Annotated in this window: 10 protein-coding genes and 3 pseudogenes; 4 read left to right on the forward strand and 9 right to left on the reverse strand. The window is 75.1% G+C overall.

What is annotated here, in order from left to right; genetic code table 11:
- Positions 1-11: 11 nt before the first annotated feature.
- The 7 genes from ACFV3R_RS00145 to ACFV3R_RS00175 form a co-directional block, all read right to left on the reverse strand.
- Positions 12-821: a type III pantothenate kinase gene (locus tag ACFV3R_RS00145; RefSeq protein ID WP_385572882.1), complete on the reverse strand. Its 810-nt coding sequence runs from the start codon at positions 819-821 to the stop codon at positions 12-14.
- A 52-nt stretch (positions 822-873) separates the two neighbouring features.
- Complete coding sequence (gene nadC / locus ACFV3R_RS00150) at positions 874-1878, reverse strand: carboxylating nicotinate-nucleotide diphosphorylase (RefSeq protein ID WP_385574173.1); 1005 nt, start codon at positions 1876-1878, stop codon at positions 874-876.
- A gap of 126 nt (positions 1879-2004) precedes the next feature.
- Positions 2005-3798, reverse strand: a complete 1794-nt coding sequence (locus ACFV3R_RS00155) for an L-aspartate oxidase (RefSeq protein WP_385572884.1) — start codon at positions 3796-3798, stop codon at positions 2005-2007.
- Positions 3795-4967: a pantoate--beta-alanine ligase gene (gene panC / locus ACFV3R_RS00160; protein WP_385572886.1), complete on the reverse strand. Its 1173-nt coding sequence runs from the start codon at positions 4965-4967 to the stop codon at positions 3795-3797. Before panC ends, ACFV3R_RS00155 begins: the two co-directional genes overlap by 4 nt.
- On the reverse strand, positions 4964-5923 hold the full coding sequence (locus ACFV3R_RS00165) for a Rossmann-like and DUF2520 domain-containing protein (RefSeq protein ID WP_385572888.1): 960 nt from the start codon (positions 5921-5923) through the stop codon (positions 4964-4966). Before ACFV3R_RS00165 ends, panC begins: the two co-directional genes overlap by 4 nt.
- Positions 5924-6184: 261 nt before the next feature.
- Positions 6185-6955 (reverse strand): response regulator, encoded by a 771-nt coding sequence (locus tag ACFV3R_RS00170; RefSeq protein WP_385572890.1) that lies wholly within the window; start codon positions 6953-6955, stop codon positions 6185-6187.
- Between the two features lie 166 nt (positions 6956-7121).
- Positions 7122-8324, reverse strand: coding sequence for a histidine kinase (locus tag ACFV3R_RS00175; protein ID WP_385572893.1), 1203 nt, complete (start codon positions 8322-8324; stop codon positions 7122-7124).
- A gap of 513 nt (positions 8325-8837) precedes the next feature.
- Between ACFV3R_RS00175 and ACFV3R_RS00180 the strand changes: the two are divergent.
- The 4 genes and pseudogenes from ACFV3R_RS00180 to ACFV3R_RS00195 form a co-directional block, all read left to right on the forward strand.
- Positions 8838-9500 (forward strand): annotated as a pseudogene (locus ACFV3R_RS00180) (SAM-dependent methyltransferase); the annotation flags it as partial.
- A 357-nt stretch (positions 9501-9857) separates the two neighbouring features.
- Positions 9858-10085 (forward strand): annotated as a pseudogene (locus ACFV3R_RS00185) (SAM-dependent methyltransferase); the annotation flags it as partial.
- A gap of 318 nt (positions 10086-10403) precedes the next feature.
- A pseudogene (locus ACFV3R_RS00190) lies at positions 10404-10613 on the forward strand (hypothetical protein); the annotation flags it as partial.
- 76 nt (positions 10614-10689) lie between these two features.
- Positions 10690-11832 carry an NADH-quinone oxidoreductase subunit D gene (locus ACFV3R_RS00195; RefSeq protein ID WP_385572895.1) on the forward strand — a complete coding sequence of 381 codons (1143 nt, stop codon included), beginning with the start codon at positions 10690-10692 and terminating at the stop codon, positions 11830-11832.
- 205 nt (positions 11833-12037) lie between these two features.
- On the opposite strand, the gene ACFV3R_RS00200 is transcribed toward ACFV3R_RS00195, so the two are convergent.
- Both ACFV3R_RS00200 and ACFV3R_RS00205 read right to left on the reverse strand, forming a co-directional pair.
- The gene (locus tag ACFV3R_RS00200; protein WP_385572896.1) at positions 12038-13255 is read right to left on the reverse strand and encodes a hypothetical protein; all 1218 of its coding nucleotides are present in this window, start codon (positions 13253-13255) and stop codon (positions 12038-12040) included.
- A 223-nt stretch (positions 13256-13478) separates the two neighbouring features.
- Positions 13479-14474 carry an ABC transporter substrate-binding protein gene (locus tag ACFV3R_RS00205; protein ID WP_385572898.1) on the reverse strand — a complete coding sequence of 332 codons (996 nt, stop codon included), beginning with the start codon at positions 14472-14474 and terminating at the stop codon, positions 13479-13481.
- Positions 14475-14639: the final 165 nt, after the last annotated feature.

Here is a 14639-nt window from a genome sequence, read left to right on the forward strand (position 1 = left end):
CGGAAAGCGGGTCAGCGGCGTGCCGTGTTCCGTTCGTAGACCAGACGCAGGCCGATGAGGGTGAGCCAGGGCTCGTGCTCGTCGATCACCTCGGCCTCGCCGAGGACCATGGGCGCCAGGCCGCCGGTGGCGATGACGGTGACGTCGGCCAGCGGGTCGTCCTGGCGCTGGGTCAGCTCCCGCGCCATCCGCCGCACCACGCCGTCCACCTGGCCCGCGAAGCCGTAGAGGACCCCGGACTGCATGGCCTCCACGGTGCTCTTGCCGATGACGCCGCGGGGCCGCGCCAGCTCGATCTTGCGGAGCTGGGCACCGCGCATGCCGAGCGCCTCCATGGAGATCTCGATGCCCGGGGCGATGACGCCGCCCACGTACTCGCCGCGGGCGCTGACCGCGTCGAAGGTGGTGGCCGTGCCGAAGTCGACGACGATGGCCGGCCCGCCGTACAGCTCGACGGCGGCCAGCGAGTTGACGATGCGGTCGGCGCCGACCTCCTTGGGGTTGTCCATCAGGACGGGCACGCCGGTGCGCACCCCCGGTTCCACCAGGACCGCCGGGACGTCCCCGTAGTAGCGGCGGGTGACCTCGCGCAGCTCGTGGAGGACCGCGGGGACCGTGGAGCAGATGGCGATGCCCTCGATGCCCTCACCCAGGTCCCCGCCGAGCAGCGGGTGCATGCCCATCAGGCCGCGCAGCAGCACGGCCAGTTCGTCCGCGGTGCGCCGGGCGTCGGTGGAGATGCGCCAGTGCTCGACGATCTCGTCGCCGTCGAACAGGCCGAGGACGGTGTGGGTGTTGCCCACGTCGATGGTCAGCAGCATGCGGTGGTCCCGGGGAGGAGGGCGTGCGGGGGGCGGCGGGTTCCGGTGGGCGTCACGCCGCCTCCTCGCGCAGGTCCAGGCCGATGTCGAGGATGGGCGAGGAGTGGGTGAGGGCGCCCACCGAGAGGTAGTCCACGCCCGTCTCGGCGTAGGCCACGGCGTTGTCCAGGCGCAGGCGGCCGGAGGACTCCAGGGTGGCCCGGCCCGCGACGAGCTCGACGGCCTCCCGGGTCTGCTCGGGGGTGAAGTTGTCCAGCAGGATCAGGTCGACGGACTCGGCGAGCAGCGGCGGGATCTGGTCCAGCCGGTCGACCTCGACCTCGATCGGCACGCCGGGGAACTCCTCGCGCACCGCCCGGAACGCCTCGGCGACGCCGCCGGCCGCGACGACGTGGTTGTCCTTGACCAGAGCCGCGTCCGAGAGCGACATGCGGTGGTTGACGCCGCCGCCGCACCGCACCGCGTACTTCTCCAGCGCGCGCAGGCCCGGCGTGGTCTTGCGGGAGTCGCGCACCCGGGCCTTGGTGCCGGACAGGGCGTCGGCCCAGGCGCGGGTGGCGGTGGCGATGCCGGAGAGCCGGCACAGCAGGTTCAGCGCGCTGCGCTCGGCGGTCAGCAGGTCACGGGTGCGGGTGGTGACGCTCAGCAGCCGCTGCCCGGCGGTGACCAGGTCGCCGTCCTCCACGTGGCGCTCCACCTCGAACTCGGCGGTGCAGACCACGGAGAGCACGGCCTCCGCGATCCGCAGCCCCGCGACGACCCCGTTCTCGCGGGCGGTGAAGTCGCCGACGGCCACCGCCTCCTCGGGGACGGTGGCCACCGTCGTGACGTCCACCCCCTGGTCGAGGTCCTCTTCGATGGCCATGTGGGCGATGTCCTCGACCTGGACCGGGTCCAGTCCGGCGTCCACCAGGAGGGCGGCGAGGTCGGGGTCCAGGCCGCACTCCATGGGGTCCAGCTCGTAGGGGTCGTCCGAGCCGCAGCCGCAGGAGTCACCGCAGCCGCCGCCGTCCCCGCCCGCCGAGGGCCCGCCGATCTGGAGGAGGGGGAGGTCGATCGGGCGTCCGGCGGCGGCCGGGGCGGTCGTGGACTCGGGGGTCTCGGGGGTGCTGCTCACGGGTTCGGCTCCGTATCGGGGTGCGAAATGAGGGGGTGCGGTGGGGTGTGCCCGAGGTGGGGGACGTCAGGGCCGCGGTGGCCGGTTCGGCGGTCCGCCGGGGATCGCGGTCGTTCCCGAGGTGAACTCGGGGCCCACCGTGGCGGCGACGCGCAGCGGCAGGCCGTCGCCGGAGGGCGGGGAGGTGTCCTCGGCGGCCGGGTGTCCGCAGGCGTCGAGGGTGTACAGCAGGTGCCGGCGCCAGTGCGCGTCGTCCCGGTCGGGCCGGTCCTCGCGCCAGTGGCAGCCCCGGGTCTCCTGGCGCCGCAGGGCCGCGTCGACCAGTACCCGGGCGACGCACAGCAGGTTGGTGGTCTCCCAGGACTCGACGCCGGGCACGGCCGGCTTCGCCCCACCCTCCGCAGCCCGACCGTCAGCCCGAGCGCCCTCGGCCAGGGCGGCCAGTCGTGCCGCCGCCCCGGTCAGGCTCGCCGCGCTGCGCAGCACGCCGGCCCCCGCCGTCATGACCTGCTGGATCTCGGACCGCGCCGCGGCGGGCACCAGCGGCAGGTCGCGGGGGGCGGGACGGCCGGTCGCCGCGGCGGGCGGGGGCGGGGCGGGCGCCGGGGCGCGGCCGGTGACGTGGTCGGCGATCCGCTCGGCGTAGACCAGGCCTTCCAGCAGCGAGTTGGAGGCGAGCCGGTTGGCGCCGTGGACGCCGGTGCAGGCGACCTCGCCGCAGGCGTACAGGCCGGGCACGGTGGTGCGGCCCCACAGGTCGGTGCGCACCCCGCCGGAGGCGTAGTGCGCGGCGGGGGCGACCGGGACCGGCTCGGTCACCGGGTCGATGCCGTGCGCCCGGCAGGCGGCGAGGATGGTGGGGAAGCGGTGCTCCCACATCGCGGCGCCGAAGTGGCGGCCGTCCAGGTACATGTGGGTCGTGCCCTGCTCCTGGGCGCGGCGGGTGATGGCCTTGGCCACGACGTCGCGGGGGGCGAGTTCCGCCAGCTCGTGCAGGCCGGTCATGAAGCGCACCCCGTCGGCGTCGACGAGGTGGGCGCCCTCCCCGCGCACCGCCTCCGAGACCAGCGGCTGCTGTCCCTCGGCGCCCGGCCCCAGGTAGAGGACGGTGGGGTGGAACTGGACGAACTCCAGGTCGGAGACCTCGGCGCCGGCCCGCAGCGCCAGCGCCACGCCGTCACCGGTGGAGACCGCCGGGTTGGTGGTGGCGGAGAAGACCTGGCCCATGCCGCCGGTGGCCAGGACCACGGCCGGGGCGTGGACCGCGCCGACGCCGTCGTGCTCGCCCTCCCCCATCACGTGCAGGGTCACGCCCGCGGTCTGCCCGCCGGCGTCCTTGAGGAGGTCCAGCACGAGGGCGTTCTCGATGGTGGTGAGGGCCGTCTCGCGGACGGCGGCCACCAGCGCGCGGGAGATCTCGGCGCCGGTCGCGTCACCGCCCGCGTGGGCGATGCGGCGGCGGTGGTGGCCGCCCTCGCGGGTGAGGGCCAGCCCCTCGCCGTCCGCGGCGGCGTCGAACCGCGCACCGGCAGCGATCAGCCGCCGCACGGCGTCCGGGCCCTCGGTGACGAGGGTGTCCACGGCGTTCTCGTCGCACAGCCCGGCCCCGGCGACGAGGGTGTCCTGAAGGTGCTGTGCCGGGGTGTCGCCCTCGCCGAGCGCCGCGGCGATGCCGCCCTGCGCCCAGCGGGTGGAGCCGTCGTCGAGGCGGGCCTTGGTGACCACGACGGTGCGCCGGCCGGCTGCGGCGCACCGCAGGGCGGCGGTCAGCCCCGCCACGCCCGAACCGACGACGACCACGTCGGCCTCCAGGGCCCAGCCGGGGGCGGGGGCGTGCAGGCGTATGCCGGTGTGGGTCATGCTCGCGCTCCGAGGGAGAGGCGGACGTTGTCGATGAGGCGGGTGGTGCCGACCCGGGCGGCCACGGCCAGCACGGCCTCGCCGGTGTGGTCCTCGTCGACCTCGGTGAAGTCGCGGGGGTCCACCAGGGCCAGGTAGTCCAGTTCCAGTGGCGGCCGCAGACCGGCCGCCTCGTCGAGCACGCTCTGCGCGGCGGCCCGGGCGACGGCCGCGGTGCGGGGCGGCGAGGTTACGGCGTGGGCGAGCGCGAGGGCGTCGGCGGCCTCCCGGTCCTCGCCGAGCGCGGCGAGCCCGGAGGCGCGGGCGGCGGCGGCCTCGGGGCCGGCTCCGGCGGCTGCCCTGGTCCGGAGCGCCGCCTCGGCGGCGAGCCGGTCCACGGCGGCGAAGAGGGCCTTGGAGAGGGTGAGGGCGGTGCGGCGCTCCGCGGCGTCCAGGTACCGGTTGCGGCTGGAGAGAGCGAGTCCGTCCTCCTCGCGGACGGTGGGCACGCCCACGATCTCGACGGGGAAGTTGAGGTCGCGCACCATGCGGGTGATGAGCGCCAGCTGCTGGGCGTCCTTCTCGCCGTAGCAGGCGACGTCGGGGGCGCACAGGTGCAGCAGCTTGGCGACGACGGTGAGCATGCCGTCGAAGTGGCCGGGTCGGGAGGCGCCCTCCAGGACCTCGCCCATGGGGCCGGCGCTGATCCGGACCTGGGGCTCACCGCCGGGGTAGACCTCCTCGACCGGGGGTGCGAAGACCACGTCGGCGCCGGCGGCCGCGGCGACGGCGAGGTCGGCGTCGAGGGTGCGCGGGTAGCGGTCCAGGTCCTCGCCGGCCCCGAACTGCAGCGGGTTGACGAAGACGGTCACCACGACCTGGCCGTCGGTGCCGGCGCGTTCCCGGGCGGCCCGCACCAGTTCGGCGTGGCCCGCGTGGAGGGCGCCCATCGTCATCACGGCGACGCGCGGGCCGGTGCCCCTGGTCAGGGCGCGCAGCTCGGCGGCGGTGCGCACGAGGTGGGGGCGGTCGGCCGTGGGCTGCGGGCCGGTGTCGCGGCGTTGCCCGGTGGCGGCTCGGGGGGCCGCGGGTGCGGCGGCGCCGGCGGCGGGCCTGGCGGAGGAGCTGGTTCCGGCGAGGTCGGCGGGGGTGGGGTGGTGCTCGGGGCGCGGATCGGGACGGGTGGTCATCGCTCGCCTCCGGAGCTCGGGTCGCCGGGTGTGCCGGGGCCCTCGGGGCCGTGGGCCGCGTCCGCCAGGACGTCGAGGAGCTTCTCGGCCTGGTCGGCGCCGAGCGTGCCGCGGGCCAGTGCCCGGTCGGCGGTGGTGCGGGCCATGGCGAGGTAGCCGCTGACCGCGCCCGGCGCGTGGCGGTGCAGTTCGCGGACGTGGGCGGCCACCGTCCCGGCGTCGCCGCGGGCCACCGGGCCGGTCAGCGCGGCGTCGCCGGAGCGCAGCGCGTTGTCCAGGGCGGCGCCGAGCAGGGGCCCCAGCATGCGGTCGGGGGCGGCGACGCCGGAGCGTGCCAGCACCTCCTGGGCCTGCGCCACGAGGGTCACCAGGTGGTTCGCGCCCATGGCCAGTGCTGCGTGGTAGAGCGGGCGGGCCGACTCGGCGACCCACTCGGGTTCACCGCCCATCTCCACCACCAGGGCCTCGGCCGCCAGCCGCAGTTCCTCGGGGGCGGTCACTCCGAACGAGCAGCCCGCCAGCCGCTGCACGTCCACGGGGGCACCGGTGAACGTCATCACCGGGTGCAGCGCCAGCGGCAGCGCCCCGACGCGGGTGGCCGGGTCCAGCACGCCGGCGCCGTACCTGCCGGAGGTGTGCACCAGGAGCTGGCCGGGCCGGACCGCGCCGGTGCGGGCCAGGCCGCTCACCAGGTCCGGCAGCGCGTCGTCGGGGACGGTCAGCAGCACCAGTTCGGCCCGGGCCAGCACCTCGGCGGGTGGCACGAGGGGGACGCCGGGCAGCAGTTCCTCGGCGCGGCGCACCGAGGCGTCGGAGACGCCGGAGACTGCCACGGGGCGGTGGCCGGCGAGCTTCAGCGAGGCGGCGAGGGTGGGGCCGACCCGGCCTGCGCCGACGACGCCCACGGTGAGGCGGGCGGGTCTGTCACGGGGGTCGGGGGAGGGAGTGGTGTTCACGCGGCGACGGCCTTCCGTTCCAGTCCTTTGGATGCGCCGGTCGGCTTCGCCGCCGGACACGGGTACCGGACGATTTCCCGTCATGCTACGCGAGCGGCCGCCCCGGCCTCGGCCCGCTGGGGACGGAAGGGGGCGTACGCCGGGGGCGGGAGCCGGGCGGGGCGGGTGGCCGGGAGGGCGCCCGGGGGCGTGCCGGTGGAGGGACGGGTCGGGGCCGGGGGCGCCCGGGCGGATACGGCCGGGTCGGGGCCGGGGACGTCGTCAGGTCACCGGGGGGCGACCGGCGCGGACCAGTCCCGTCTCGTAGGCGAGGACGACTGCCTGCACCCTGTCGCGCAGGCCGAGCTTGCCGAGGATGCGGCCGACGTGCGTCTTGACCGTGGCGTCCGACAGGGAGAGCTGCGCGGCGATCTCCGCGTTGGACAGGCCGCGTGCCACCAGCAGCAGCACCTCGTGTTCCCGCGCGGTCAGGGCAGCCAGCCGCCCCCGGGCGGCCCCGTCGGCCGGTGGCGCCGGCAGCGCGGAGGCGAAGCGGTCCAGCAGCCGGCGGGTGGTGGAGGGGGCGACGACGGCCTCACCGTGGTGCACCACGCGGACCGCGGCCAGCAGTTCCTCCGGCGGCACGTCCTTGAGCAGGAAGCCGCCGGCTCCCGCCCGGAGTGCGGAGAAGGCGTACTCGTCCAGGTCGAAGGTGGTCAGGATGAGCACGGCGGGCGCCCTACCTCCGGCCCACGGGCCCCGCTCCCGGATCGCCCGGGTCGCCTGCACCCCGTCCATGACCGGCATGCGTACGTCCATCAGCACCACGTCGACCCGGGTCCTGGCCAGTGCCTCCAGCGCCTGGGCACCGTCGGCCGCCTCGGCGACCACCTCCATGTCGGGCTGGGCGTCGAGCACCATCCGGAAACCGGCCCGCAGCAGCGCCTGGTCGTCCACCAGCAGGATGCGGACGGGGTCGTCGGGTGAGCCGGCTGCCGGGCCGGGGGCAAGGGCGGCGGGGGTGGGCTCGGGGGCGGGGGCGGGGAGGGGCATCTGTGCCTTCGGGGTGACGAGGTGAGGGGTGAGGACGAGGGGAGGGGCCGGGGGCCGGGGGCGGGGTGGGGGCGTGGGCCGGGGTCGGGGGCCGGGCACCGCTGGTGCGGGGCCGCCGGTCCGGGGCGGGGTCTCGTCGCGGACGAGGTCGGGGGCCGGCCGGAGGTCACTCCCTGGGGCCCAGGGGCAGCGACACCCGGATGCGGAAGCCGCCGCCCGGGCGGGGACCGGTTTCGAGGCTGCCCCCGACCATGCCGACGCGTTCCCGCATGCCGATGAGGCCCTGCCCCAGCCCGTCCGCGCCACCGCCCACGCAGACCTCCCGCCCGGTGCCGCGCCCGTCGTCCTCCACCAGGAGGGAGAGGTCGTCCGCGTCGTAGGTCAGGCGCACGGTGGCGCCGGCTTCCGGCCCCCCGTGCTTGCGGGTGTTGGTCAGCGCCTCCTGGACGATGCGGTAGGCCGTCAGCTCCAGGCCGCTCGGCAGCGGGCGCGGTTCGCCCTCGACGCGGAAGTCCACCGGCAGCCCCGTGGCCCGGACCTGTTCGACGAGGTCGGTGAGTTGCGCCATGCCCGGCTGCGGCACGTACTCGCCGTTCTCCGGCCGGTCGTCGTCGCGCAGCACTCCCAGCAGCCGCCGCATCTCCCCCAGCGCCTGCCGACCCGTCCCGGAGATCGTCTCCAGGGCCTTGCGCGCCTGGTCGGGCGAGTTGTCCATCACGTACGCCGCCCCGTCGGCCTGCACCACCATCACGGACACGTTGTGCGCGACCACGTCGTGCAGCTCCCGGGCTATCCGGGCGCGTTCGGCGGTGACCGCGATCCGCGCCCGGGTCTCCCGCTCCCGCTCCAGCCGGTCGGCGCGCTCCTCCAGCTGGGCCCAGTAGGCGCGCCGGGTCCGCACGGAGTCCCCCAGCACCCAGGCCAGGACGAAGGGCAAGGTGACCATCACGGTGTTGACGACCAGCTGGGCCGAGGTCAGGTAGGGCTGGTCGGGACGGAACCGGACGAGCGCCAGGGTCGGCCCGGCCACGGCCACCGCCAGTGCGCACCGCGAGGCCCACCGGACGGTCCCCGACGCGGCGGTGTAGATCACAACCAGCAGCGCGCAGTCGGCGGCGTTGGTGGGGATGCCCGCGACGAGCTGGCCCAGCCCGGCGACGACGGCCAGCACCAGCACCTCCCGGGGGCGCCGGCGCCGCAGCGCCACCGCCGTGCACCACGCCAGGACACACACCAGGTCCGCCAGCCGCTCGGACCGGTCCAGCCCCGACCGCATCACCCACAGGCTGGAGAACCCCAGGAGGAGGACGGCCCAGAAGGTGTCCACCCCCGTCGGGTGACCGCGGAGGAAGTCGTAGAGGCGCTGCACTCCACCAGCGTAGAAAGCGGGAGGTGCGCAAGGGGTCGCCCAAGGGACCGATCCTCACCGCCCGCCCTACTCCCCAGGGTGGAGGCGGATTGCCCCGGGGGACACCGCCACCGCCCGGCCCGGCACCTCGGGCGGCCGTCCGGAGAGCGGGCGGAAGGCCGGCCAGGAGCGAGGCGCCCCGTACGGTGGGCGACCGGAAGGCAGGGCGCGGACGTCCGGCTCGTGGACGAGGCGACCCGTACGGTGGGCGACCGGCAGGCAGGACGCGGACGTCCGGCTCGTGGTGGGCCGGTGAGTGGGAGAGACGACGGCGTGACGGGCGAGAGGGACGGGCGGGCCGAGAAGAACGGCGAGGACCGCGGCGAGGGGGGCGAGGGCCCCAGCAGTGCCGGGGACGGCGACAACCCGACCGGCCAGGATCTCGGCCGGACCGCCGACCGGACCGCCACCCGGGCCACCGGCCGGCCCCTCGGTCGGACTGCCGCCCCGGCCGCCGACCGGACCGCCGACCGGATGGCCCACCGGACCGCCGGTGGACGGGGGGCACGCGGCTGGCGCGAGGCCACCGAGGAGGCGCTCTACGGCCCGGACGGCTTCTACCGCCGGGCGGACGGACCCGGGCCGGCGGGCCATTTCCGCACCTCCGTCCACGTCTCCCCGCTGTACGCCCGGGCCGTGGCCGCCCTGCTGCACCAGGTCGACCGGGCACTGGGCCACCCGTCCGCTCTCGCACTGGTCGACGTGGGTGCGGGCCGCGGGGAGCTGCTGACCGGGGTGCTGGCGGTACTCGACCAGGAGGCGGCGTCCCTGTTTACGGCCGAAGCGCCTGAGGCGGCGCGCACCACGGCGACCGGCAACGCCTCGGGCGCGACCGGGGCGGCCTCGGCTTCCCGCCCGCTGGCCGGCCGACTCCGCCCCTGCGCGGTGGAACGCGGTCCGCGGCCTGCGGGCCTCGACCCGCGGGTGACGTGGCATGCGGAGCTGCCGGCGCCCGGTTCGGTGGCCGGGCTGCTGTTCGCGAACGAGTGGCTGGACAACGTTCCCGTGGACGTCGTCGAGGTCGACGGCGCGGGCGTGCCCCGGTATGTCCTGGTGACAGCGGAGGGTGACGAGTCACTGGGCACCCCCGTGACCGGCCAGGACGCCACCTGGCTCGCCACCTGGTGGCCGCTCGCGGACGGAGACGAGGCAACAGGCCCGGAGGCAGCACGCCCGGAGGCAGCACGCCCGGAGGAAACGGACCCGGAGGGGACGAACGCAGAAGCGACGGCCGCGGAGGGGACGAACGCAGAGGGGGCGAACGCGGAGGGGCTGGACGCGGCGGGGCCGAACGCGACGGGGCCGGACGCGGCGGGGCCGGACGGGAAGAAGGAAGGCCCGGACGCAGCAGCCGCAGCAGCCGCCGCGGAGAAGGGACCGGCCGCCGCGGTAGAGGGAGCGGGCTGGGACGAGGGGGAAGCGGACAGGGGCGCCGTGGAAGCGGGGAGGGGCGCCGTGGAAGCGGAGGCTCCGGCTCATGCCGGGGTGCGACGTCGGGCCGAGCCGGGCGGCCCGCGCGATGCGGCCTGGTGCCGGGCGGTGTCCACGCTCCGGGCCGGTCTGGCCGTCGCCGTCGACTACTCCCACGACCGGGCGTCCCGACCCCCCTTCGGCACACTGACCGGGTTCCGCGAGGGCCGCGAGGTACGACCGGTCCCCGACGGCTCCTGCGACATCACCGCGCACGTGGCCCTGGACGCCTGCGCCCGCGCGGGAGCCCGGGCCGCCGCGCAGGCCACCGGCACAGAGCAGGTGTCCGGAGCACCCCAGGCCACCGGGGCAACGCAGCCGGCCCGGGCAGCGCAGCCGACCGAAGCCACGAACGGGAAGGCCTCGAACAGGGAGACCGCGAACCGGAAGGCAGCGAACGGGAAGGCCGCGAACCGGGAGGCCGCGAACAGGGAGGCCGCGAACAGGGAGGCCGCGAACCGGAAGGCAGCGAACCGGGAGGCCGTCGCTGTCCACCGGTCGGAGTCGGAGGCGGGAGGGGGCACCGCCGGACGTCAGGAGGCGGCGGCCACGGCGGGCGCGGAGCCGATCGTCCTCTCGCAGCGCGCCGCACTGCACGCTCTCGGTGTCGACGGCTCCCGCCCGCCGCTCGCCCTGGCCACCACCGACCCGACGGCGTACCTGCGCCGCCTCGCCCAGGCCGGAGAGGCGGCCGAGCTGACCGACCCGGCGGGGCTGGGTGCCTTCGGGTGGCTGGTGCAGCCGGTCGGCCGGGAGTGCGGCGGCCTCCTCGCGCCGTGAGCGGCGGTGGGTTCGGGAGGGGGCGACGGGGCTCGCGCCGGAGCTGTCAGACTGTCGGCATGAGGGAGAGGCAGGCATGACGGAGACGACAGTCGGCATCGGCGGTGCGGCGGAGAGCACCGACATGGTGCTCAACATCGGCCCCCAGCACCCGTCCACCCACGGGGTGCTCCGGCTCCGGCTCGTCCTGGACGGAGAGCGCGTCCGGGAGGCGGAGCCGGTGGTCGGCTACATGCACCGCGGCGCCGAGAAGCTCTTCGAGGCCCGTGACTACCGGCAGATCATCGTGCTCGCCAACCGCCACGACTGGCTGTCGGCGTTCTCCAACGAACTCGGCGTGGTCCTCGCCGTCGAGCGGATGCTCGGCATGGAGGTACCGGAGCGGGCGGTGTGGACCCGCACGCTGCTGGCCGAGCTGAACCGGGTGCTCAACCACCTCATGTTCCTCGGCTCCTACCCGCTGGAACTGGGCGGCATCACACCGATGTTCCACGCGTTCCGGGAGCGCGAGGAGCTCCAGAACGTCATGGAGGAGCTCTCCGGCGGCCGGATGCACTACATGTTCAACCGGGTCGGCGGCCTCAAGGAGGACCTGCCGGCAGGCTGGCTCGGCCGGGCCCGGGACGCCGTGGCCGCGATCCGCTCGCGCATGGACGTCTTCGACCGCCTGGTGCTGGGCAACGAGATCTTCCGCGGTCGGACCCGCGGGGTCGGTGTACTGGCCCCGCCGATCGTGCACGGCTACGGGGTCTCCGGCCCCATCGCCCGCGCCTCGGGGGTCGACTTCGACCTCCGGCGCGACGAGCCGTACCTGGCCTACGGGGAACTCCAGGACACCCTGCGCGTCGTCACCCGTGAGGAGGGCGACTGCCTGGCCCGGTTCGAGTGCCTGCTGGAGCAGACCCACAACTCCCTCGACCTGGCCGACGCGTGCCTGGACCGCATCGCCGAGCTTCCGCCCGGACCGATCAACCAGCGCCTGCCCAAGGTCCTGAAGGCCCCTGAGGGCGCCACCTACGCCTGGACCGAGAACCCGCTGGGCGTCAACGGCTACTACCTCGTCTCCAAGGGCGAGAAGACCCCCTACCGCCTCAAGCTGCGCTCGGCCTCGTTCAACAACATCCAGGTCCTCACCGAGTTGCTGCCCGGGACCCTGGTCGCCGACATGGTCGCCATCCTCGGCTCGCTGTTCTTCGTCGTCGGCGACATCGACAAGTGACGCCGGCGGGCGAGGTGTGACGCCGGGGCCGGGCAGGCCCCGGCGGCGCGACGGACGACGCCGCAGGACGATCCGTGACGCTGCCTCCCGACGCGTTCGACAGGTCCGCCTGCTGGGCCTCCGGCCGGGCGGCCCGCCCCACTGCACGACGTGTCCGTCCGCCCGGGTTCGGGCGGGCGGACGGATGTCGCGGAACGGCCCGGCTTCAGCCGGACGCGGAGTTGCGGAGGCCGCCCAGCTCCAGGCGCTCCGTCTCGTCGTGCGCCGTCAGGTCGATGACCTCGCCCGGAGCGGGACGGGCTGCGGGACGAGCTGCGGGACGGTCGTCGGTGGAACGTGCCGCACGGTCGGCGACCGCCTCGTCCCCGACGACATCGGCAAGGTCCTCGGCCAGACCACCGGGAAGATCACGGCCGGGCTCACGATCCGTCGGCTGCCCTGACCGCCCCGGCTGCGCTGACCGCCCCGGCTGCGCTGACCGCTCCGGCTGCGGTGACCGCTCCGGACGCGCCGCCGGCTCCGTACGTGCCGCCGCCGGCCCGGAAGGGTCTGCGCCCGTGCCGAAGAAGTCGAAGCCGCCCACCTCACGGGAGGCGGCACGCCGGGGCGCCAGTGCCGCGACGGCCCGCCCACGCCCGGCCCGGTCGCCGGCCCGCGTCCCCGCGCCGCCACCGGCCGTACGAGTCCGCCGGTCGCCCTCCGCGTCCGCCTGACGGCCGGCTCCCGCCGGACGGTCGTTGCCCGACGGACGGTCGTCGCCCGCCGGACGGTCGTTTACCCCTTGGTCGTCCTGTCCCGCCGCCCGGTCCCAGGCCTGCCGGGAGGCGTTGCGGGCAAAGCGGTGCAGGGCCCGCGCCGCCTGCCGGTAGGCCTCGGGGGTCAACGCGACGGAGCCGCCGGCTCCCGGTGGTGCGACGGCGCCGGCCTGCGCCGGTACGGAACGGGGGAGGGCGGGCACGCCGGACGCCGCCCGGGGGGAGGAGGCAGCCGCTGCCTCGGAGGTCACCGGCCGGATACCGGCGGCCGGGACCATGACGCCCGCGACGGACCGCGGCGCCCCCGTCGGGACCGCCGCCTCCAGTTCGAGGCGGCGGCGGCCCTCCAGGGCGTTGGCGCGCTTGGTCTCGGCCGTCGCATAACGGCGCAGCAGTTCGGCGTGCTCGCTGCGCATCCGGGCGAGTTCACTCCGTTTGGCCCGGAGCTTGGTCTCCAGGGCGACGCGCAGCTCCCGCTCCTCCTCGGCCTCCGCCTCCAGCTCGGCGACACGTTCCTCGACCCGCCACTCGTCACGCGTCCGTGCCCGGTCCAGGTCCGCCACCCGCCGGCCTGCCGCCCGGTCCCAGAGACGTGCCATGACGCCGCCGGCCACCGCAGCCACCGCCGCGCAGCCGGCCAGGATCCGCACCACGAGCAGGTCCGGCACCCACCAGACGGCGCCTGCGCACACCACCGCCGCAAGGGCGACAGCGGCAGGGGGGAGGAACCGGTGGAGAGGCGGGGAATGGCGATGGCGTCCACGTGGCATGGCCTGAAACTTACCCTCCGTACCTGGATTCCGGGGAGCCGGCCGCCCATTCGTATCCGGGTGGTGATGTCTCCCCTTCGACGCGTCTCGAAGGACCTCGGGAATTACCTCCGGGACGTTCCTACTTACTGGCCAGTCCCTTGTCCTCCAGGTAGGTCCGCGCGACGTCCACGGGCTTCTGCCGCTGGGCGACCTTCTTGTTGAGCTCGGTCAGGTCCGCGGTGGTGAGGGTCTTGGTGACCTTCGCCAGCGCGGCGGCCACGTCCTTTGATCCGGCGCTCTTGGCGTTCACCACGGGAACGACGTTGTCGGCGTTCTGGAGGCCCTTGTCGTCCTTGAGGGCGACGAGGGCGAAGTCCTTGAGCGTCGCGTCGGTGGTGGTGGTGAGCACCAGTTGGTCGGTGCCGTTCTTGACCGCCTGCTTGGCAGGGATCGTACCCACACCCTTGGGGTCGATTCCCGTGATGTCGACGCCGTAGGTCTTCTTCAGGCCAGGTGCGCAGAACGGCCTGGTCTCACATTCCTCACCCGCCGCAATTTTGATCTTGAGGCCGGACTTCCCGAGATCCGAGAGCGTCTTCAGGTGGTGCTTGTCCGCGAAGTCGCGCGCCACGGCGAAGGAGTTCTGGTCGGTGGCGGACCCGTGCGGCAGGACCTTCAGCCCGCGGGGGGCGGCGAGTTTCTCCAACGCCTTGGCAGCGGCGTCCGCGTCGTGCGAGGCGACGGAAGCGGCGTCGGCACCGTTGGCCTTCGCGTTGAGGAAGTCGGCGAGGGTGGAGAGGTATTCCGGGACGACGTCGATCTGTCCCTTCTCCAGCGCGGGTTCGTACAGCTCCCGGTTGGTGAGGGTCTTCACCGAGGTCTTGTACCCGGCGTCGGCGAGGGCCCGGGCGTATATCTGGGCCAGCACCTCGGACTCGGGGAAACCCGCGGAGCCGATCACGAGGGTGCCCTTGCCACCGCCCTTGCCTCCGTCACCACCCTTGTCCTCCAGGCTCTGCCCGCCGCACGCCGTGAGCGCGCCGCCCAGGGCCGCCACGGCCGCCACCGCCGACACGGCCCGTACCCCGCGCCGCACTCCCGGGCCTCTGCTCGTCTTCCTGATCGATGTGGTCATCACGGTTCCTCACTGGTGGTGGCTTGCTGGGTGGTGACTCGGTCGGTGTGACTTGCTCGGTGGTGGCTTGCTCGGCTGGTGAGTCGGCTCGGGAGGGCACGGGCAGCACCCGGGGACGGCTCGGAGTGGTCGGACGGGCCGCGAGGGCTCCGAACGGTCCGGAAC

It is taken from the genome of Streptomyces sp. NPDC059740, assembly GCF_042733155.1.
Classification (GTDB): Bacteria; Actinomycetota; Actinomycetes; order Streptomycetales; family Streptomycetaceae; genus Streptomyces.

What these genes read in the sequence shown, in the direction of transcription:
- ACFV3R_RS00155 (WP_385572884.1), bottom strand. Translation starts at nt 3,798, where the DNA reads ATGACCCACACCGGCATACGCCTGCACGCCCCCGCCCCCGGCTGGGCC.
- ACFV3R_RS00205 (WP_385572898.1), bottom strand. Translation starts at nt 14,474, where the DNA reads ATGACCACATCGATCAGGAAGACGAGCAGAGGCCCGGGAGTGCGGCGC.
- ACFV3R_RS00145 (WP_385572882.1), bottom strand. Translation starts at nt 821, where the DNA reads ATGCTGCTGACCATCGACGTGGGCAACACCCACACCGTCCTCGGCCTG.
- ACFV3R_RS00195 (WP_385572895.1), top strand. Translation starts at nt 10,690, where the DNA reads ATGACGGAGACGACAGTCGGCATCGGCGGTGCGGCGGAGAGCACCGAC.
- panC (WP_385572886.1), bottom strand. Translation starts at nt 4,967, where the DNA reads ATGACCACCCGTCCCGATCCGCGCCCCGAGCACCACCCCACCCCCGCC.
- ACFV3R_RS00170 (WP_385572890.1), bottom strand. Translation starts at nt 6,955, where the DNA reads ATGCCCCTCCCCGCCCCCGCCCCCGAGCCCACCCCCGCCGCCCTTGCC.